Source organism: Peteryoungia rhizophila, from assembly GCF_004912145.1.
GTDB classification, from domain to species: Bacteria; Pseudomonadota; Alphaproteobacteria; order Rhizobiales; family Rhizobiaceae; genus Allorhizobium; species Allorhizobium rhizophilum.
Window position 1 is genome coordinate 952,592 of record NZ_STGT01000003.1, and the last position, 18,857, is coordinate 971,448.

Annotated in this window: 19 protein-coding genes and 1 other annotated feature; of the genes, 9 read left to right on the forward strand and 10 right to left on the reverse strand. The window is 62.5% G+C overall.

Translation table 11 applies throughout. The features are described from left to right. Positions 1-165 precede the first annotated feature (165 nt). The 3 genes from betI (at position 166) to betA (ending at position 4,266) form a co-directional block, all read left to right on the forward strand. The gene (betI, locus tag E9677_RS15890; protein WP_136559017.1) at positions 166-813 is read left to right on the forward strand and encodes a transcriptional regulator BetI; all 648 of its coding nucleotides are present in this window, start codon (positions 166-168) and stop codon (positions 811-813) included. A 106-nt stretch (positions 814-919) separates the two neighbouring features. Continuing rightward, entirely contained in the window at positions 920-2,383 is a 1,464-nt protein-coding gene (gene betB, locus E9677_RS15895) for a betaine-aldehyde dehydrogenase (RefSeq protein ID WP_136559018.1), read from the forward strand. A gap of 230 nt (positions 2,384-2,613) precedes the next feature. Beyond that, complete coding sequence (gene betA, locus E9677_RS15900) at positions 2,614-4,266, forward strand: choline dehydrogenase (RefSeq protein ID WP_136559019.1); 1,653 nt, start codon at positions 2,614-2,616, stop codon at positions 4,264-4,266. A 3-nt stretch (positions 4,267-4,269) separates the two neighbouring features. Here betA and E9677_RS15905 read toward each other — a convergent pair whose 3' ends face one another. The 3 genes from E9677_RS15905 to E9677_RS15915 form a co-directional block, all read right to left on the reverse strand. Next, positions 4,270-4,569, reverse strand: coding sequence for a type II toxin-antitoxin system RelE/ParE family toxin (locus E9677_RS15905; protein ID WP_136559020.1), 300 nt, complete (start codon positions 4,567-4,569; stop codon positions 4,270-4,272). Then, positions 4,566-4,838 carry a prevent-host-death protein gene (locus tag E9677_RS15910; RefSeq protein ID WP_136559021.1) on the reverse strand — a complete coding sequence of 91 codons (273 nt, stop codon included), beginning with the start codon at positions 4,836-4,838 and terminating at the stop codon, positions 4,566-4,568. The genes E9677_RS15905 and E9677_RS15910 overlap by 4 nt, the downstream gene beginning before the upstream one ends. Positions 4,839-4,944: 106 nt before the next feature. Continuing rightward, positions 4,945-6,087: an alpha/beta hydrolase gene (locus E9677_RS15915; RefSeq protein ID WP_136559022.1), complete on the reverse strand. Its 1,143-nt coding sequence runs from the start codon at positions 6,085-6,087 to the stop codon at positions 4,945-4,947. Between the two features lie 370 nt (positions 6,088-6,457). Between E9677_RS15915 and E9677_RS15920 the strand changes: the two genes are divergently transcribed. From E9677_RS15920 to E9677_RS15935, 4 genes are all read left to right on the forward strand, one after another. Beyond that, positions 6,458-7,492: a TRAP transporter substrate-binding protein gene (locus E9677_RS15920; protein WP_136559023.1), complete on the forward strand. Its 1,035-nt coding sequence runs from the start codon at positions 6,458-6,460 to the stop codon at positions 7,490-7,492. A gap of 74 nt (positions 7,493-7,566) precedes the next feature. Beyond that, on the forward strand, positions 7,567-8,106 hold the full coding sequence (locus E9677_RS15925; RefSeq protein ID WP_136559024.1) for a TRAP transporter small permease: 540 nt from the start codon (positions 7,567-7,569) through the stop codon (positions 8,104-8,106). Beyond that, positions 8,106-9,416, forward strand: a complete 1,311-nt coding sequence (locus E9677_RS15930; RefSeq protein WP_136559025.1) for a TRAP transporter large permease — start codon at positions 8,106-8,108, stop codon at positions 9,414-9,416. Before E9677_RS15925 ends, E9677_RS15930 begins: the two co-directional genes overlap by 1 nt. A 494-nt stretch (positions 9,417-9,910) precedes the next feature. After that, positions 9,911-10,975 carry a LacI family DNA-binding transcriptional regulator gene (locus tag E9677_RS15935; RefSeq protein ID WP_136559026.1) on the forward strand — a complete coding sequence of 355 codons (1,065 nt, stop codon included), beginning with the start codon at positions 9,911-9,913 and terminating at the stop codon, positions 10,973-10,975. Positions 10,976-10,992: 17 nt separating this feature from the next. On the opposite strand, the gene E9677_RS15940 is transcribed toward E9677_RS15935, so the two are convergent. After that, on the reverse strand, positions 10,993-11,250 hold the full coding sequence (locus E9677_RS15940; RefSeq protein WP_136559027.1) for an Ada metal-binding domain-containing protein: 258 nt from the start codon (positions 11,248-11,250) through the stop codon (positions 10,993-10,995). A 248-nt stretch (positions 11,251-11,498) separates the two neighbouring features. Between E9677_RS15940 and E9677_RS15945 the strand changes: the two genes are divergently transcribed. Beyond that, complete coding sequence (locus E9677_RS15945; protein ID WP_205910147.1) at positions 11,499-12,779, forward strand: hemolysin family protein; 1,281 nt, start codon at positions 11,499-11,501, stop codon at positions 12,777-12,779. A gap of 45 nt (positions 12,780-12,824) precedes the next feature. Here E9677_RS15945 and E9677_RS15950 read toward each other — a convergent pair whose 3' ends face one another. Then, positions 12,825-13,331: a phosphatidylglycerophosphatase A family protein gene (locus tag E9677_RS15950; protein ID WP_136559029.1), complete on the reverse strand. Its 507-nt coding sequence runs from the start codon at positions 13,329-13,331 to the stop codon at positions 12,825-12,827. Positions 13,332-13,530: 199 nt separating this feature from the next. Here E9677_RS15950 and E9677_RS15955 point away from each other — a divergent pair, with 199 nt between their 5' ends. Beyond that, positions 13,531-14,208: a DUF2161 domain-containing phosphodiesterase gene (locus E9677_RS15955; RefSeq protein WP_136559030.1), complete on the forward strand. Its 678-nt coding sequence runs from the start codon at positions 13,531-13,533 to the stop codon at positions 14,206-14,208. A 99-nt stretch (positions 14,209-14,307) separates the two neighbouring features. Here E9677_RS15955 and E9677_RS15960 read toward each other — a convergent pair whose 3' ends face one another. The 5 genes from E9677_RS15960 to E9677_RS15980 form a co-directional block, all read right to left on the reverse strand. Further along, on the reverse strand, positions 14,308-14,679 hold the full coding sequence (locus E9677_RS15960) for a hypothetical protein (RefSeq protein WP_136559031.1): 372 nt from the start codon (positions 14,677-14,679) through the stop codon (positions 14,308-14,310). A gap of 115 nt (positions 14,680-14,794) precedes the next feature. Next, positions 14,795-15,232 carry a DUF6644 family protein gene (locus E9677_RS15965; RefSeq protein WP_408014725.1) on the reverse strand — a complete coding sequence of 146 codons (438 nt, stop codon included), beginning with the start codon at positions 15,230-15,232 and terminating at the stop codon, positions 14,795-14,797. A gap of 38 nt (positions 15,233-15,270) precedes the next feature. After that, complete coding sequence (locus tag E9677_RS15970) at positions 15,271-15,645, reverse strand: DUF6152 family protein (RefSeq protein ID WP_136559033.1); 375 nt, start codon at positions 15,643-15,645, stop codon at positions 15,271-15,273. Positions 15,646-15,779: 134 nt separating this feature from the next. Beyond that, complete coding sequence (locus E9677_RS15975) at positions 15,780-17,267, reverse strand: SulP family inorganic anion transporter (protein ID WP_136559034.1); 1,488 nt, start codon at positions 17,265-17,267, stop codon at positions 15,780-15,782. Positions 17,268-17,340: 73 nt separating this feature from the next. Next, positions 17,341-17,396: a sequence feature (sul1 is cis-regulatory element that is thought to sense ions involved in sulfur or methionine metabolism; They are found in Alphaproteobacteria), on the reverse strand. A 145-nt stretch (positions 17,397-17,541) separates the two neighbouring features. Then, on the reverse strand, positions 17,542-18,558 hold the full coding sequence (locus E9677_RS15980; protein WP_136559035.1) for a sulfate ABC transporter substrate-binding protein: 1,017 nt from the start codon (positions 18,556-18,558) through the stop codon (positions 17,542-17,544). Positions 18,559-18,857: the final 299 nt, after the last annotated feature.

The window sequence follows — 18,857 nt, forward strand, 5'->3', positions numbered from 1 at the left end:
GGCTTTTCGGGAAACAGCGCGCTATAGTTCAGCGCATCCGAATAAGCTTCGCTGCACACGGTTTACGGTTAAACGCCTGGCGCTGCCGCGGCGGAGCCTATCGCAGATTTTTTATTGATTGATCAGTCAATCAAAATTATGATGGTCCAAGATAGGGGACACAAGATGCCGAAAGTCGGAATGGAGCCGGTGCGCCGAAAGGCGCTCGTCGATGCCGCGTTGAAGACGATCGGCCATCATGGTTCGCTGACCGTGACCATGTCGGAGATCGCCCGCGAGGCGGGTGTTTCGGCAGCGCTCGCGCATCACTATTTCGGCTCCAAGGAGCAGTTGCTGATCGAGACCATCCGCTCGCTGCTCAGACAGTTGCGCGTCGATGCGGGGGCGGCACTGAGCAAGGCGCAGACACCGCGCGAGCGGATCTCGGCGGTCATCCGGATCTCCTTCCAGGCCGACCAGTTCGCGCCGGAAGTGGTCGCCGCCTGGCTCGCGTTTTACTCCGAGGCGCAGCGTTCGGAAGAGGTGCGGCGGCTGCTCGTCGTCTATGCGCGGCGGCTGAAATCGAACCTGATGTCCGGCCTGAAGCCGCTTTGCGGGACTTTCGACGCTAGCCGGATCGCCGATGGCGCGGCGGCGATGATCGACGGGCTTTACATTCGGCAATCTCTGAAGGCCGCGCCCTTGTCGCTTGATGCCTCTGTCGCATTGGTCGAGGATTATGTCACGGGGCAGTTGCAAGCCGTGACCGACGAAACAATTGCCCCTCACCCTACCCTCTCCCCGCTTGCGGGGAGAGGGGGAGATAGAATTTAGCCGCAGCGCCTCCTTCTCCCCGCCTGCGGGGAGAAGGTGCCCGAAGGGCGGATGAGGGGCGACCCTTGACGACAAGAACACTTGAACAACCGTCTGGAGACAGGACATGAAAGCCCAACCGCAAGCCTCGCACTTCATCGACGGGCAATACGTCGAGGATACCGACGGCACCGTCATCGAGAGCATCTATCCGGCGACCGGCGAAGTGATCGCACGGCTGCATGCCGCGACCCCTGCCATCATCGAGCAGGCGATCGCGTCTGCCAAGCGGGCGCAGAAGGAATGGGCCTCCTGGAGCCCGGCGGCGCGCGGGCGGGTGCTCAAGAAGGCCGCCGAGATCATGCGCGAGCGTAACCGCGAGCTTTCCGAGCTCGAGACGCTCGACACCGGCAAGCCGATCCAGGAGACGATCGTCGCCGATCCGACGTCTGGCGCCGACAGTTTCGAATTCTTCGGCGGCATTATCGCGACCGCGATGAACGGCAGCCAGATCCCGCTGGGTGGCGACTGGGCCTATACCAAGCGTGTGCCGCTCGGCGTCGTCGTCGGCATCGGTGCCTGGAACTATCCGCAGCAGATCGCCTGCTGGAAGGGTGCACCGGCGCTTGCCGCCGGCAATGCTATGGTCTTCAAGCCGTCGGAAGTGACGCCGCTCGGGGCGCTCAAGATTGCCGAGATCCTGATCGAGGCCGGCGCGCCGAAGGGCGTCTACAATGTCATCCAGGGGGATCGCGAGACCGGACCGCTGCTCGTCAGCCACCCGGATGTCGCCAAGGTGTCGCTGACCGGCTCCGTGCCGACGGGCCGCAAGGTGGCGGGGGCGGCTGCCTCGCAGCTGAAACATGTGACTATGGAGCTCGGCGGCAAGTCGCCGATCGTCGTCTTCGACGATGCCGATATCGACAGCGCGATCTCGGGCGCCATGCTCGGCAACTTCTATTCGACCGGTCAGGTCTGCTCGAACGGCACCCGCGTCTTCGTGCACACGGCGATCAAGGAGACGTTCCTTGCGCGCCTCAAGGCCCGCACCGAGGCGATCCTGATCGGGGATCCGCAGGACGAGGCGACGCAGATGGGGCCGATGATCTCGCTAGCGCAGCGGGAAAAGGTCCTGTCCTACATCGACAAGGGCAAGGCGGAAGGGGCGACACTCATCACCGGCGGCGGCATTCCGAACAGCGTCACGGGTGAAGGCTTCTACATCCAGCCGACTGTGTTTGCCGATGTCACCGACGACATGACCATCGCGCGCGAAGAGATCTTCGGGCCCGTGATGTGCGTGCTCGATTTCGAGGACGAGGCGGAGGTGATCGCGCGGGCGAACGGCACCGAATTCGGCCTTTCCGCCGGCGTGTTCACGGCGGATTTTTCGCGCGCGCATCGCGTGGTCGACCAGCTGGAAGCGGGCACACTGTGGATTAACACCTACAATCTCTGCCCGGTGGAAATCCCCTTTGGTGGGTCCAAGCAGTCCGGTTTCGGACGGGAAAATTCGGCAGCGGCGCTGGAGCATTATTCCGAGCTGAAGACGGTTTATGTCGGCATGGGCAAGTGCGAGGCGCCGTATTGATCGTCCACCTCCCCCCTTGAGGGGGAGGTCGCGCGGCACGCGCGGGTGGGGGTGACTGCGTCGAATTTCAGCGATTCTCCAGATCACCCCACCCCGGCACTGCGTGCCGACCCTCCCCCTCAAGGGGAGGGTGTTTGAGACGCCGCCACCGCGCTCAATTCGCTCTTCTTCGGAGGAAGAGGACGAGAGCTGAAAGTGGGCAATAAGGTCAGAATGTTTTGGGGATTGGCATGAGTAGCGCAGATTTCGTCATCATCGGTTCCGGCTCCGCAGGGGCGGCCATGGCTTACCGTCTTTCAGAAGACGGGAAGAACACGGTCATTGTGCTGGAATTCGGCGGGTCCGATATCGGACCTTTCGTGCAGATGCCGTCCGCCCTCGCCTATCCGATGAACATGGAGCGCTACAACTGGGGCTACATGACCGAGCCCGAGCCGCACTTGAACAATCGCCGGATGATTGCGCCGCGCGGCAAGGTGATCGGCGGGTCGTCGTCGATCAACGGCATGGTTTATGTGCGCGGCCATGCGGAAGATTTCAACCGCTGGGAAGAGATGGGCGCTACAGGATGGTCCTATGCGGACGTGCTGCCCTATTTCAAGCGGCAGGAAAGTTCGCATGGCGGTGAAGAGGGCTGGCGCGGGACGGACGGGCCGCTGCATGTGCGTCGCGGCGAGGCGAAGAACCCGCTTTACCGCGCCTTCATCGAAGCCGGGCGGCAGGCAGGATTCCCGGTTACCGAAGACTATAACGGTCGTCAACAGGAAGGCTTCGGCCTGATGGAGCAGACGAGCTGGCAAGGGCGGCGCTGGTCGACGGCGAACGCGTATCTCAAGCCCGCGCTGAAACGGCCGAATGTTTCGCTGATCCGCTGTTATGCCCGCAAGGTCGTGATGGAAGGTACCCGCGCCGTCGGCGTCGAGGTCGAGATCGGCGGCAGGATCGAAATCGTCAAGGCGAACCGGGAGGTTATCGTTGCCGCCTCGGCCTTCAACTCGCCGAAGATCCTGATGCTCTCGGGCATCGGGCCGGCTGCGCATCTGAAGGAGATGGGCATTCCCGTCGTGGCCGACCGTCCAGGTGTGGGGCAGAACCTGCAGGATCATCTGGAATATTACCATCAGTTCAAGTCGAAGCTGCCGATCACGCTGCATTCGAAGAACAACTGGTTCTGGATGGGCGTGGTCGGCGCCCAGTGGCTGTTCTTCAAGAAGGGCTTGGGCACCTCCAACCAGTTCGAGGCGGCGGCTTTCATCCGGTCGGCGGCCGGCGTCAAATGGCCTGACATCCAGTATCACTTCCTGCCGATCGCGATCTCCTATGACGGCAAGTCGTCGGTCGGGGGCCACGGCTTCCAGGCGCATGTCGGCTACAACATGTCGAAGTCGCGCGGCTCGGTAACGCTGCGCTCGCCCGATGTGAAAGACGCGCCGGTGCTGCGCTTCAACTATATGAGCGATCCGGAGGACTGGGTGAAGTTCCGCCATGCGGTGCGGGTCACACGCGAGATTTTCGCCCAGAAGGCTTTCGACCCCTATCGTGAGGCGGAAGTGGCGCCGGGGCCGAATGTTCAGTCGGACGAGGAAATCGACGCCTATCTGCGGGAGCATCTCGAAGGGGCGTATCACCCCTGCGGCACAGCCAAGATGGGTCGCGCCGATGATCCCATGGCCGTCGTCGATTCCTCGACAAAGGTGATAGGTGTCGAGGGGCTGCGCGTGGCGGACTCGTCCATCTTCCCGCATGTGACCTATGGCAACCTCAACGGCCCCTCGATCATGACGGGCGAGAAGGCGGCGGATCATATCCTCGGGCGTCAGCCCCTGCCCCGCTCCAATCAAGAACCGTGGATCAATCCGCGCTGGGAGACTAGCGACCGGTAAAGCTCAGCGAGAGTCATCTTCGCGCTGGTGGCGGATGGCCAGGATGTTGACGTCGCCGTCTGACGATAGCTGATAAAGCGCCAGATATCCGGTTCGACCGAAGGGGATCAGCAGTTCCCGGAGCTGCTGGCCGTCATGCTCCAACTTCCGACCCATATTGGGGAAATGGGCGAGACCAGAGATGCCGTCAATGATCACATCCAGGGCGCGCTCGGCTGCAGCCACATCCCGATCGAGGAGAAAGTCGTGTAGCCTATTCAGATCCGCCCGAGCCTTCGCGTTGTAGCGGACCTTGCGGCTCATTGGCTCAACTGGGCCTTTTTCTTTTCGAGCTTTGCACGGAGTTCGGCGTGGACTTCGTCCGCGTCGTACCAGACGCCTGTACGCTCAGCCTCTTCCAGGCCAACCAATCCCTTCGCGACAAAATCAGCCTGAACCCTGCGATACTCCACCTCGGCCCGGGCCGAACGGTCGATGAGGTCGGCAACGGTCTCGCCTTCGCGCAACACGCTTTCGGCGGCGGCGTGGAATTCCTCGTCGTCGATGACGGCAGGCTTGACGGTTTCGTTCATGCCACGGCTCCTTTCGAGGTCTTTACCATAGACCGAAAGGCCGTCCCTGATAAGGCGGTTGCGGATCGGCGCCCGCCGACCCGTTGACCGGCCATGACTGGACGCATCAGCGTTGGCGCAGCACGGTCGCGGCTATCGAGAAGGGGCTGGATACCGTCTGGGCCGCGGCATCCAGCACGAAGGCACCGGCGTCACCCAAGGTCGCGACGGCGGCCGGCTTGTTCAGCGTAGCGGCCAGCTGCTTCACGTCGAAGAAGCGATTGTGGTTGGTCGCATCGATCGATTCCAGCGAGGAGATGTCGACGATGGTGATGCCATAGCGCTTCGCGGCTTCTTCGACTTCCGGGCTTCGGGCATCGAGGGCGCCGACCCTCTGGGTGCCTGCACCGAGGATGCTCGACACCTGCAAGGCGCGATCGTCGGGTGCCACGAGGATGGTGATGGGCGTGCGCATGCGGCCGATCACATCCAGCTGCGCCGTGAAGACGTCCTCGTCGATATCAGGGGCTGCCATGATCACCCGCAAACGGTCGAGCACATCGCCCTTGCCTTCCAGCCGGAGCTGCCGGAGGGCTTCGACCGTAAGCCAGCCGCCCATGGAATGGGCGAAGACATCGACCTCGCCCTTGCGCGCCCGCACCATGTCGGACAGGAGGTCGGCCAGCGCATCGCGCGAATATGTGGCGGACTCCTTGTCGGCGACATAGGCCGGCAAGGCGGCAAGCGACGGCCAGGAGAAGAGCACCGGCGTGCCGGCGATATTGCTGTCGGTCTTCAGCTGGGCCAGCCGGAAGAGCGATTCCTGGAAATTGTAGTTGTAGCCGTGGACAAAGACGACAGGCGCGGCAGTCTCGCGCCTGCGGACCGCCTGCAAGAGTGCGGCGCGATCGAGCACGGATTGGGAGACCACGGCAAAATCAGTCTTGGGATCGACCTTGCGGCCCGGTTTCGGCCATTCGATCGCGGCTGCCACATGGGTCGGCGGTATGGAGACGTCGAAGCTCGCATAATTGGGTTCGCGGGTCTTATCCGTGGTGAACACGTTCTTGCCCGGCTCGGCCCGGTCGCGGGTGGTCACCGAATAGAGCGTCTCGACCCGTGTCGGCTGGAAATCGCCAAGCGCGACAGTGCCCAGGGTTTCTGGCCCCGGACGTCCGGCACAGGCCGAAAGGAGGCCAGTCGCGGCAAGAACCACGGCGATACGCAGTGACCTGGAGAGGCGGACTGACCCGGCAGTGGTGAAACTCATTTCCGAACCATCCTCGATACACATCAACTGGTATGCCGCTCGTCATGAGCGGATCGGGCGAGCTATAGCGGCGCGCACAGTCCTCGCCAAGATCCCCCGTTCCATCTCAGCGAAAGGCGGCTCGAAACCGCATCGGAAGATCGCGGCGCATTGCGCCCAATCATACAGGTTTGGTTATGCATGACCGCCAGAAGATTATTTGCATGCGACGAAGCCATCTGTAAGCATAACCATCAAGGGAGAGTTTGCCGGACGGGAGTGAGGAGTCCCATGTTGCGACCTTTTCATGACCTCACGGTCATGTGTTCGGATCGCAACGAGACCTCGGCTCGGCAGGTTCCCCGCGATCAACAAGACATGGGAGGAGATCATGTTGCGCCCGTTTCTCATTGCCGGCCTGTCCGGACTAGTCATGTCGCTTTCGGCGACCACAAGCTTCGCTGCCGACGTCACCCTGAAACTGCACCAGATGTTGCCGCCGCAGGCGACGATCCCGGCCAAGGTGCTTCAGCCCTGGGCGGACAAGATCAAGGCCGATTCAAACGGCCGGATCGAAGTCGAGCTCTATCCGGCCATGCAGCTGGGCGGCAAGCCGGCCGACCTCGTCGACCAGGTCAAGGATGGCGTCGTCGACCTCACCTGGACCCTCTTCGGCTATACGCCGGGCCGGTTCCCGAAGTCGGAAGCCTTCGAGCTGCCCTTCATGGTCACCACGGCCGAAGCGACGTCGCTCGCCTTCCAGGACTATTACGAGAAGCATCTCAAGGACGAGCTGACCGATTATCACGTGCTCGCCGTACACACGCATGGTCCCGGCCTGATCCACACGATCGCGTCAAAGCCGGTTGCCAAGCTCGAAGACATGCAGGGCCTGAAGCTGCGTGGCACGTCCAAGGTGATCAACCAGATGCTGGAGGCCATGGGCGCATCGGCCATCGGCATGCCGGTGACGGCCGTGCCGGAAAGCCTGTCGAAGAGCGTCATCGACGGCTCTGTCGTGCCGTGGGAAGTGACGCCGGCGATCAAGATTGCCGAACTCGCGCCGAACCACACGGCGTTTTCCGGCTCGACGGGTCTTTATACCGGCACGTTCTTCTTCGCCATGAACAAGGACAGCTACGACGCCATGCCTGATGATCTGAAGAAGGTCATCGACGACAATTCGGGCAAGGAACTGGCCCGTCTGTTCGGCCAGGCCATGGACGCCGGCGACATCCGCGGAAAGGAAATCGCCGATACGGCCGGCAATACCACGATCACCCTGGACGAGGCCGAAACCGCACGCTGGAAGGCTGCCGGCGAAGCCGTGACCAAGGCCTGGATTGCCGAAATGGATGGCAAGGGCCTCGATGGCACGACGCTCTACAACGACGCGCTTGCCATGATCGAAGCGAACGCCAAGTAACCTCCCAAACTTGTCCGGGCGTCCTGTCGGAAGGCGCCCGGACTTTTTCGTCTTGAGACCCGAGGACCTCCCCCATGGCGAACGCCACCTCAACCAGCTTTGAGCGTCTCGAGCGGGCTTGTCATGTTCTGGCCGGGGCGCTGGTCGCGTTCGGCGGACTGTGCCTGCTCGTCGCCTGCGCGCTGACCATGCTGTCGATTGCCGGCAGTCTGACGATCCGTCCCCTGCCCGGCGAAATCGAACTCGTGGAAGTCCTGTGCGGTCTCGCCGTCTTCGCCTTTCTGCCCTATTGCCAGCTGAAGCGCGGCCATGTCGGCGTCGATCTCGTGATCTCGGCATTCGGGCCGAAGGCGATGAACGTCACGCAGGTCATCGGCGACGTGCTGATCGCCCTGCTTCTCGGTCTCGTCACCTGGCGTCACTTCGTCGGCACGATGGACAAGTTCGGCAATGGCGAGACGACGGCGCTGCTGCTCATCCCCGTCTGGTGGGGCTATGCCGTCGCACTCGCGCTTCTGTTCGCCAATCTGATCATCTGCCTGTTTGTGGTCGCCGCCGATATCCGGGACATCCGGAACCGACGCACCATTGTTGCATCGCTTGGAGCCCATTGATGAGCAGCGTCGAAATCGGACTCTGGTCCTTCCCCGTTCTCATCCTCCTGATCCTGATGCGTGTGCCGATCGGGGCTGCCATGCTGGCCACCGGCATCGTCGGCACCTATCTCGTGCTCGACAGATGGACGCCGGTCCTCGCCCAGATGAAGGCGCTGGCCTGGAACACAAATGCGAACTATTCGCTGTCGATCATTCCGCTCTTCCTGCTGATGGGCCAGTTCGCCGCGCGCGGTGGCATGAGCCAGGCGCTGTTCAATGCGGCGGCCGCCTTTCTCGGGCATCGCAAGGGCGGCGTCGCCATGGCGGCCGTCGGTGCCAGCGCCGGCTTCGGTTCGATATGCGGCTCGTCGCTTGCGACCGCAGCCACGATGGCGCAGGTGGCGCTGCCGGAACTGAAGCGCAACGGCTATTCCGGCGGGCTCGCCACGGCGTCGCTTGCTGCCGGCGGCACGCTCGGCATCCTGATCCCGCCCTCGGTCGTGCTGGTCATCTATGCGATCCTCGCCGAGCAGAATATCGCCAAACTCTTCCTTGCCGCCTTCGTGCCAGGCATCATTGCAGCGCTCTCCTACCTCATCGTCATCGCCGTCTATGTGCGGGTGAAGCCGGGATCGGCGGGCCATGCCGCCCGCATCGCCTGGAAGGACCGGGTGCCGGCGGTGATTGCCGTCTGGCCTGTCGTCGCCATCTTCTTCTCGGTCGTCGGCGGCATCTATCTCGGCTGGTTCACGCCCACCCAGGCGGCGGCCGTCGGGGCGGTCGGCGCAGGTCTCGTCGCCTTCATCAATGGTGGGCTCGATCGCAAGTCTCTGTTCGAATGTTTCAAGGAGACGGCCGTCTCGACCGGCATGATCTTCTTCATCATCCTCGGCGCCTCCGTCTTCAACTCGTTCCTCGCCTTTTCCCGCCTGCCACAGGTGGGTGCAGAATGGGTGACGGCGCAGGGTTATGCGCCGATGACGGTGCTGATCATAATCCTCCTGCTCTACATCGTCTTCGGATGCATCATGGATTCGCTGTCCATGATCGTGCTCACCATCCCGATCTTCTTCCCGATCGTGACGGCGATGGATTTCGGCATGAGCCCGGAGCATTTCGCCATCTGGTTCGGCATTCTGGTGCTGATGGTGGCCGAGATCGGCATGATCACGCCACCGGTGGGGCTCAACCTGTTCATCATATCGGCCATGTCACGCGACGTGCCGATCCGCGAGACCTACAAGGGCATCGTCCCCTTCGTCGGCGCCGACCTGATCCGCATCGCCATCCTCACGGCCTTCCCGATCATCTCGATCTTCCTGGTATAAAAATCAGGGACCGGCCCGCACCTCACCAGGTCTCGGGTCGGTCCGGACGACAACGCAGGCAGCGGCACTTTCATCGGTTGGTTGCGCGACGTATCCAGGCCAGCAAATGGATGAACCAGCGAAGCCCATCCCATTCTTCACCCTCAAGAGGGTCTTTCCAGGGATCGGGCTTTGCGTCAGCCCTGCGTCGCCGCCTGGATAAGGAGCTTTGCTGCATCGGATGACAGATTGTTACCTCGTTTGCAGATGGAGCCTGCTCCCGTCCTGTCGGTAATCGCTTGTCCTCCCCGACGCAGCCGGGAACGGGTTTCTCGTTCGGCGAAGGTTCGCCATGGGCGGTGCTGACTCGGTCGCGCACAGAGCTCATCTTCATCTCCCATTGAATCGATTCATTTCAACGTCACAAAATTATTGAATCGATTCAAAATGAGGCCTACATCTGTGCGAGTCAAGCAGAAATTGAACCGATACAAAACCTCTGCTACGGTTCCCCGATGGTCACTTCTTCCCACACACCCATTCGTCTCAGGGACGTAGCCCGTGAAGCAGGCGTTTCCCAAGGCACCGCTTCCAACGTCTTCAACCGTCCCGATATGGTGCGCGAAGAAGTACGCAAGCGTGTGCTGCAGGCTGCAGAAAAACTCGGCTATGCCGGGCCGAATGTCGCTGGCCGGCTCTTGCGTGCCGGCAAGGTCAATGCCGTGGGCGTGGCGGCCATCGAACCCCTGAGCTACTTCTTCGAGGATCTCTGGGCCCGCCATCTTCTTTCCGAAATCTCGAAGATCTGCGACGCGCAAGGGGCCGGTGTCGCGCTGGTTTCGGCGGTGAGCGATGAGCGGCTCGACTGGAACATCCAGTCCGCCGTTGTCGATGGATTCATCCTTCTTTGCGTCGAAGGCGGCGAGCGGCTGGTCGACATAACCCGCGCCAGAAAGCTTCCCTATGTCGCTCTCGCTATTGGCGCCGCCGACTCGAACATTCCTGCGATCTGCGTCAACAATATTGATGGCGCCCGCTTGGCCGCCGAGCATCTTCTCAGCCTCGGCCATCGTCGCTTCGGCATTCTCTCAACCCTGATCGACGACGATTGCATCGGTCTCGTCAGCGAAGCCCAAATGCGCGACGCCAGATACTCCACCTCCCGCGACCGCGCCATCGGCTATTGGCAGGCTCTCGAGACCGCTGGCATCGCCATTGCGGACACGCCGATCATGGTCACTCAAGAGGATGAGAAGAGCACCCACGCCAATATGGCAAAGCTCTTCTCCGGCAGCGATCACCCGACAGCCCTTCTTGCAATGTCGGACAAGATCGCCATGTGGGCCGTCGATTGGCTTTTCCGCAACGGATTTACCGTTCCCACTGATGTCTCCGTTGTCGGCTTCGACGGCGTTCCCGAATCCGCAGTGGCGACTCCAAAACTCACCACCATCGAACAGCCGATGGCTGAGATCGCCCGGCTTGCGGTGGAGGCGGCGCTGGGAGGGCTGCAGGTCGAGGGCCGTCGCATTCTCCCGGCCAAGCTTGTCGTGCGGCAAACCACTGCACCTCCGCCATAGCGAGAAAGATCCGCACTTCACCAGGTCTCGGGTCGGTCCGGACGACAACGCAGGCAGGGGCGAAATCCGGCTGCGCTCGCCTGCTCTACCGTCTCGTAACAGACGAGGCTTTCGGGCCGCGCAGGACGGGCGGCGCAGGAGGGACGGCAGACGATGCCGGTGGAGATGACGCCATAGAAGAAGCGACCGTCCATGGAGCTGTCGCGGGTCCGGATCGCCTGCCACTGCGCCGGGGTCGGGCCGGTTTGTGTCGTGGTCGGACTGTCGATGCGCATGCGGGCCTCCGATGTTTTGCCGGGCCGAGAATGCGGGCGAACGGGTTCGGAAGCCACCCGAAACCTGCTGGTCACAAAGCTGCGGTTTGCGCGAAGGCGCCTCGTCCCATATATGAGGGCGTGTCGACGTTTCCCAGCCGCATGCAATGACGCGTGACGGCGGAACGGAGGGACCGGCCGGCTTATCGGCATCCCGGATCGCCGAGCGTCTTGCTCGGCCGCATCCCGACGTAACCAATGGACCTCTCGTGTTAACCGAAATCTCCATCGTTATCTTTCTGACGCTCGTCAACGGCGTTCTCGCCATGTCCGAACTCGCCGTCGTCTCCTCCCGCCCGGTCCGACTGAAGCTCCTTGCAGAACAGGGCAATCGGGGCGCTGCCATCGCCATCAAGCTCGCCGACGATCCGGGCCGTTTCCTCTCCACCGTGCAGATCGGCATCACCCTCGTCGGCGTCCTCTCGGGCGCATTCTCGGGCGCCACGCTCGGCGCGCGCCTGGCCGGCTGGCTGCAGGCCCAGGGCCTGTCGGAAGCCCTGGCAGACGGCCTGGGTGTCGGATCCGTCGTCGTCGCTATCACCTATCTGTCGCTGATCGTCGGTGAGCTCGTGCCGAAGCAGATTGCGCTTCGTGCCCCCGAGCTCGTCGCGTCCAAGGTCGCACCGGCCATGGCGATGCTGTCCAAGGTCGCGCTCCCTCTCGTCTGGTTGCTCAATGCCTCCGGCAAGGCCGTTCTCGCCCTGTTGGGCCAGAGGGGCGAGCAAGGCGAGAAGATGACCGACGAGGAAATCAGGAGCGTGCTGGCAGAAGCGCACAGCGCCGGTGTCATCGAGGAAGAAGAATCCGAAATGATCTCCGGGGTCATGCGCCTCGCCGACCGGACCGCGCGCGGGCTGATGACCCCGCGGCGCGACGTCGAGGTCATCGACATCCAGGACGACTTCGCCACCATCCGTGAGCAGTTGCGCAATTCGCAGCGTTCGCGTCTTCCCGTGCGCAACGGCTCCTCGGATGAGATCCTGGGTGTCGTCTTCGTCAAGGACGCCCTGGACGCCTTCCTGCAGGGGACCGGTCTCGACATCCGTGCTCTGATGCGTGATGCACCCGTGGTTTCAGACCGGACCGGGGCCATGAATGTCATTCAGTCGCTGCGCCGCTCGCCGGCCCACATGGTTCTCGTCTATGACGAATACGGCCATTTCGAAGGTATCGTGACCTCGGGCGACGTTCTCGAAGCCATTACCGGCGTCTTCCAGGAAGAGGATGGCGAGGAGCCCCCGATCGTCGAGCGCGAGGATGGATCCTTCCTGGTCGCCGGCTGGATGCCGATCGACGAGTTTGCCGACGAGATGAACTTCCCGATCGAGGGTGATCCGGACTACGAGACCGTTGCCGGTTTCGTCATCGACGAGATCAAGCGCCTGCCGTCTCTCGGTGAAAAATTCACCGCGAAGGGCTGGTCCTTCGAAGTGATCGACATGGACGGCCGCCGGGTGGACAAGCTGCTCGTCAAGCGGATCGACGCCTGATCGAACCGGTCGCGGCAGCGCATGCTTTGAAACCGGCTGTCGCGTTCAGCGCGATTGCCGGTTCCAGACATGCTGAACCACCGCAAAGACAAGGCCGACCAAAAGCGCCGGGACGAGATCATCCAGCATCACGCCCCAGCCGGTCGGCACCTGCTCGACATAGGCCATCGGCCAAGGCTTCAGCCTGTCGAGGAAAAGGAAGAGCGCGGCAAACGGCACCAGCATTTTCCAGCCGGCCTGGCGAATGAGGGATGCGCCGAGCAGGAAGGCCGCCACTTCATCGATGACGATGCGGCGGTCATCCTTCACGCCCGTCGCCAGATCGATCGCCGACGAGACATAGACGCCGAGGGCGAAGATGACGATGGCCAGCATCGGCACCGCAAGCCTCGGCAATTTGATCGATAGCAACAGCAGCGGCAGGAGGGCAAAGACTGCCAGCCCTGCCCTGAAGGGCACGACCAGCCCTGTGCCAAACCAGGTGGCCATCAGCCACTGCCAGGTCGGAACCAGATCGAAGCCTGGCGGCTGCAGAATATGAAAATCGGGCATGGGCTCCACGGGTCGAGATTTCGAATTTTCGGTTCTCGGTCGGGGCGGACCGAGGACACGGGTTGCAGATATGCGTCCATGGCCTTCACGTCGAGGCGGCTCACGGGAAGTTTTTTCACCGACAGGCAGGTCCGGCGGGTGTCACGGCCGTGAAAATCGCTGTAGTCGTCAGACACTTGCTCCCAATTGCATCAGGTCCATGGAAACTTCACTTTATCTGCCGGTCAAAGCCTTCCTCGAAAAGGCAGGCTACACCGTCAAGGGCGAGATCGGCGGCTGCGATCTCGTGGGTCTCAGCGATCAGGATCCGCCGATCCTGGTTGTCTGCGAACTGAAGCTCAGCTTCAATCTCGAACTCATCCTGCAGGCCGTCGATCGCGCGGCTGTTGCCGACGAAGTCTGGATCGCGGGGCGCGTCTCGGCCAAGGGCAAGGGTCGCGAGAGCGACAAGCGCTACCGCGATCTGTGCCGCCGGCTGGGGATCGGCATGCTTGGCGTTTCGGATCAGGGCGATGTCAGCGTCATCGTCGGGTCGGTCACGCCGATGCCGAGGACCAATCCGAAGCGGCGGTCGCGGCTGATGCGCGAACACCAGAAGCGGCGCGGCGATCCGGCCGTCGGTGGCAGCACCCGCACCCCTTTGATGACCGCCTATCGCCAGCAGGCGCTCGGCTGCGCATCAGCGCTTGCAGCGGGACCGCTCAAGGTGCGGGAGATCAGGGCACATGTACCGGAGGCGGCCAAGATCCTGCAGGGCAATGTCTATGGCTGGTTCGAGCGTGTGGAGCGCGGCGTCTATGGATTGACGCCGGTGGGGCTGGAGGCGCTGGAGCGGTGGGGGCAGAAAGACGCAAACCTCCCGGTCGTCGCCACCTGATTGGGTGGTCGATGCTCCAGAGCGCATGCATAACTGCCGGCGGACGAGGACGGAATAAACGCCGCCCCCTTCTCATCGTGGGCGGGCCGGCCTTCCCCGTCAGGCCTTACGCGTAAACAGGATGACCGCGAACAGCAGGACGCCGGCGAAAGTCACCAGCGAAGAAATCGCCACGACGGGTTCCAGCGCCGGGTTGCCGGTCAGCATCAGGAAGAGCGACGGCGCCATGACCAGGATGCCGATCGTGTAGAGCATGTACTGGATCTTCGCGATCCGGCTTGCGGCCTGGACCGGGTTCAGCGCGTAGTAGATGCCGAAGATCGCCATGGTGACCCAGCCGAGCAGGTTGATGTGCGCATGGGCGCCCGTCGCTTCGAACTGGTGCGTGATCGACATGTAGAGACCGAGACAGATGCCGGCGATCAAGAACAGGATCGCCGTGCGGAAATACCAGACGGATAATGTTGGCATGTTGAAATCCCCCGAAACAACGGAGGAAGATTAACATTGCTTCGGCGTGGCGCAAATATGCTGACAATCGTCATTTTCGGGTGGATCGGGCGGAGGGATCCCGAAGCGGTGGTTCTCAGAGAAACCCGATCCAGCGCCCGGCCAGGAGCGCCCCCAGCCAGAGGAAGAGCGAAGCCAAGGCTGAGAACCGGAGGGGCGCTGTCACGGGCGCGCCTTGCGTCATCGTATGCCAGCCACGGGACCGCTTGACCGCAAGCGCGTTGGCGGTCGCGAAGAGGACGAGCAGGATCTTGATTAGGAAGGCGGTGTTGCCTGCATATTCGACGGGGCGCACGGAAAACAGGAGCGCGCCAGTGACGACCGCACAGGCAAGCGCCACGGCCGCCACGCGCGAGAGCACGATGGCGGTATCGTTGAGCGGCAGGCGGGCAAAGGCGCCGAGAAGGCGCAGGTCGAGGATGACGCTCGCGCCCAGCAGCATGCCGAGCGAGAGGATGTGGCTAGCATTGGCGAAAATGTAGAGCGTCGGCGAGCGGATGAGCGCCCTTGCCACAAAGCTATCACCGAGAGGGGCCAGCCACTCCATGCCCGTCAGTTGGTGACGATGCGGTTGGGATAGATGTCGTAATTCTTGCCCGACACGATGACACGCACGGCCTTCAGGCGCTTTTCATCCGGATCGAGCGAGCGGTTGCCGCGAATGGTGATTTCGTCACCGACATCGACCACGCCTTCGACGAAGCCAGAACGCTGGGTCAGGCCGGGATTGCCGAGTTCGATGCGCCAGCCGCCATCGGCGGTGTCGAGTTCCAGGGTCGGATGCGGCGGGGCAAAGGAGATCGCGGTGATCGTGCCGGTCAGGTCGATCTGGTCGGCCTCGGCCCAGGACCAGCCGTGATGGGCCATGGCGGCACCGGCAGAGAGGGCGACGCCCGCAAGGGCAGAGAGGGAGAGTGATCGGTTCATGGTCGTTCTCCGGATTGGTTGACACCTAACCTCAAGGGTAGTGCGCGGATCCGGTTTTGCGACCTCACCTTTGCTTGATCGCAGAGTGAGGTCGGACAAGGGCGCCGGTCTTCCGGCGCCCCCTGCCCTTGATGTCAATGCAGGGCGGCACTTGCGGCGAGCCGCTCGTCCTTGTCGTGCAGGGCGAAGCGGTCGACCATGTCGGCGCTCGCCTCGTTGAAGCCGAGGACATCGACCTCGACACCCGCCTTGCGGTATTTCAGCACGATCTTATCCAATGCGCCGACGGCCGTGATGTCCCAGAGATGGGCGGCGGTCACGTCGATGACGACCTTCTCCGCCACGTCAGAGAAATCGAAGGCGTGGATGAAGCTCTCGGCCGAGGCAAAGAAGATCTGGCCCGTGACGCGGTAGGTGACGGTGCCGGATGCCCCGTCGGCGTGGCGGATGACGCTGAACAGCTTGGCCACCTTGCCGGCGAAGAAGATGCCGGAGAGCAGCACGCCGACAATGACGCCCTTGGCGAGATCGTGGGTGGCAACGACCGTGACGACGGTTGCCAGCATGACGACGGAGGACTGCCAGGGATTGCGGCGGAGATCCAGGATCGAGCGCCAGGAGAAGGTGCCGATCGAGACCATGATCATGATGGCGACCAGGGCTGCCATCGGGATGATGCGGACGAGATCGTCGAGCACCACGATGAGGAAAAGCAGGAAGGCGCCGGCGACGAAGGCCGACAGGCGTCCGCGGCCACCCGAGGTGATATTGATCACCGACTGGCCAATCATGGCGCAGCCGCCCATGCCGCCGATCATGGCGGAGGCGATGTTGCCGGTGCCCTGGCCGATGCATTCCTGGCTCTTGTTGCTCGGCGTATCCGTCATGTCGTCGACGATCTGAGCGGTCAGCAAGGACTCGAGCAGGCCGACGGCGGCGAGCGTGATCGAATAGGGCAGGATGATCTGCAGCGTCTCGAGGGTGAGCGGCACATCCGGCAGCAGGAAGACCGGCAGCGTCGAGGGCAGTTCGCCAAGGTCGGCGACGGTGCGCAGGTCCATGCCCGTCCACCAGGCAAGCGCCGTCAACACGACGATGGCGACCAGCGGCGACGGGATTGCCTTGGTCACATAGGGGAAGAGGTAGATGATCGCGAGGCCACCGGCGATCATCGCATAGGTCAGACCCGGCACGCCGATCAGCTCCGGCAGCTGCGCCATGAAGATGAGGATGGCGAGCGCGTTGACGAAGCCTGTGATCACCGAACGGGAGACGAAGCGCATGACGCGGCCGAGCTTCAGGAAGCCGGCGAGGATCTGGATGATGCCCATCAGGATGGTGGCGGCGAAGAGATATTGCAGGCCGTGTTCCTTGACCAGCGAGACCATGATCACGGCGGTGGCGGCGGTGGCAGCCGAAATCATGCCGGGCCGGCCGCCGACGAAGGCGGTGACGCAGGCGATGGCGAAGGAGGCATAAAGGCCAACCTTGGGATCGACGCCGGCGATGACCGAGAAGCCGATGGCTTCTGGAATGAGGGCAAGTGCTACGACGATGCCCGAGAGGATATCGCCACGGATATTGGAGAACCACTCGCGGCGGTAATTGATAAAGCTTTGCATTGTTGATTTTTCACAGTTGTTGCAACGGTCCGAGAGGGACTCGGGCCAGAAAAAGACGATGGTTGCGTTGCTGTGTTGTCTGGCGGATCGGCGGCCAGAAGAGCCACCCGGATTTGCACCGGGTCCATGTGGATAGTGGTTCTGTAGCTGAAAAGGTGCTGCGGCGCAACGACGGGCGGCGGCCGGCCGTCAAGAGGCCGTCGCTTCGCATCCTCTACAAACAGAGAAGGCGGCCCTTTCGGAGCCGCCTTCTTGCCTCGGGAGGAGCCGCCCGTCAGGGGCGGTAGATCTGGTCGAAGACACCGCCTTCGCCGAAATGCTCAGGCTGTGCCTTGGCCCAGCCGCCGAAGAGCGGATCGTCGATGGTGATGAGGTCGAGCTTCGGCAATTCGGGGCCGGAGCCTGACGTCACGAGGTCCGGACGCGAGGGGCGGTAGAAGTGCTTTGCCGCGAGCGTCTGGCCTTCCGCCGAATAGAGGTAGTTCAGGTAGGCCTCGGCTTGTTTGCGGGTGCCCTTCTTGTCGACGACGACATCGACGACGGCGACCGGCGGTTCGGCGAGGATCGACAGCGACGGGGTGACGATGTCGAACTGGTCGGCGCCGAATTCCTTGCCGGCGAGATAGGCTTCGTTTTCCCAGGAAATCAGCACGTCGCCGATTTCGCGCTGGGCAAAGCTCGTGAGCGAGCCTCGAGCGCCGGTATCGAGCACAGGAGCGCGGCGGTAAATCTCGGCGATGTAGTCACGGATCTTCTGCTGGTCGCCTCCGTATTCCTGGTTGGCCCAGGCCCAGGCCGCGAGATAGTTCCACCGCGCGCCGCCCGAGGTCTTCGGGTTCGGGGTGACGATCTGCACATCGCCCTTCACCAGATCGCCCCAATCCTGGATGCCCTTCGGATTGCCCTTGCGCACCAGGAAGACGATGGTCGAGGTATAGGGGGACGAGTTGTTGGGCAGGCGGGTGCGCCAGTCCGGCGCGATCAGCTTTGCCCGCTCGGAGATGATGTCGATGTCGCTCTGCAGGGCGAGTGTGACCACATCGGCCTCAAGGCCTTCCATCACGGCGCGGGCCTGGCGGCCGGATCCGCCATGCGACTGGCTGATCGTCAGCGTCTCGCCTGTCTCGGCCTGCCAGTGCTTTGCAAAAGCCGTGTTGAACTCGGCATAGAGCTCGCGTGTCGGATCATAGGAGACGTTCAGGAGCTCCGCAGCGCCTGCCGGCAGCACAAGGCCGGTGGACAGGCTCAATCCGACGAGAAACGCCGCAAGATTTTTCCCAATGCACTTCATGTCTGTGCCTCCTCTCTGGCGTTAACGATTTAAGACTACCGCCTTAGTCGTCTTAGTCAATGTGGGCGGGAAACTTCGCAAAAGCGTTTCCCTTCCCACCGCCGAGGGCGCGACGGACATGCTGCCAACGTCCGCCCTGATGGACAAAGCTTCTTCGAAAAAGGGATTCAGCAGAACGTCTCGATCCCCTTCCGGGGGGCACGAACAACAGCGTGGAATTCCGTGGCGAGACGCTCCTTTTCGGTGCGCCTGGGCGAACTGCATCCGCCCGAAAGGGCCTCCACCACCCCCTCCAAAGG

Coding starts and splice junctions, on each gene's coding strand:
- E9677_RS15940 (WP_136559027.1), bottom strand. CDS start 11,250: ATGCGCATCGACAGTCCGACCACGACACAAACCGGCCCGACCCCGGCG.
- E9677_RS15980 (WP_136559035.1), bottom strand. CDS start 18,558: ATGAAGTGCATTGGGAAAAATCTTGCGGCGTTTCTCGTCGGATTGAGC.
- E9677_RS15955 (WP_136559030.1), top strand. CDS start 13,531: ATGGAAACTTCACTTTATCTGCCGGTCAAAGCCTTCCTCGAAAAGGCA.
- E9677_RS15920 (WP_136559023.1), top strand. CDS start 6,458: ATGTTGCGCCCGTTTCTCATTGCCGGCCTGTCCGGACTAGTCATGTCG.
- betB (WP_136559018.1), top strand. CDS start 920: ATGAAAGCCCAACCGCAAGCCTCGCACTTCATCGACGGGCAATACGTC.
- E9677_RS15910 (WP_136559021.1), bottom strand. CDS start 4,838: ATGAACGAAACCGTCAAGCCTGCCGTCATCGACGACGAGGAATTCCAC.
- E9677_RS15975 (WP_136559034.1), bottom strand. CDS start 17,267: ATGCAAAGCTTTATCAATTACCGCCGCGAGTGGTTCTCCAATATCCGT.
- E9677_RS15950 (WP_136559029.1), bottom strand. CDS start 13,331: ATGCCCGATTTTCATATTCTGCAGCCGCCAGGCTTCGATCTGGTTCCG.
- E9677_RS15930 (WP_136559025.1), top strand. CDS start 8,106: ATGAGCAGCGTCGAAATCGGACTCTGGTCCTTCCCCGTTCTCATCCTC.
- E9677_RS15970 (WP_136559033.1), bottom strand. CDS start 15,645: ATGAACCGATCACTCTCCCTCTCTGCCCTTGCGGGCGTCGCCCTCTCT.
- E9677_RS15925 (WP_136559024.1), top strand. CDS start 7,567: ATGGCGAACGCCACCTCAACCAGCTTTGAGCGTCTCGAGCGGGCTTGT.
- E9677_RS15935 (WP_136559026.1), top strand. CDS start 9,911: ATGGTCACTTCTTCCCACACACCCATTCGTCTCAGGGACGTAGCCCGT.
- betA (WP_136559019.1), top strand. CDS start 2,614: ATGAGTAGCGCAGATTTCGTCATCATCGGTTCCGGCTCCGCAGGGGCG.
- E9677_RS15905 (WP_136559020.1), bottom strand. CDS start 4,569: ATGAGCCGCAAGGTCCGCTACAACGCGAAGGCTCGGGCGGATCTGAAT.
- E9677_RS15915 (WP_136559022.1), bottom strand. CDS start 6,087: ATGAGTTTCACCACTGCCGGGTCAGTCCGCCTCTCCAGGTCACTGCGT.
- betI (WP_136559017.1), top strand. CDS start 166: ATGCCGAAAGTCGGAATGGAGCCGGTGCGCCGAAAGGCGCTCGTCGAT.
- E9677_RS15960 (WP_136559031.1), bottom strand. CDS start 14,679: ATGCCAACATTATCCGTCTGGTATTTCCGCACGGCGATCCTGTTCTTG.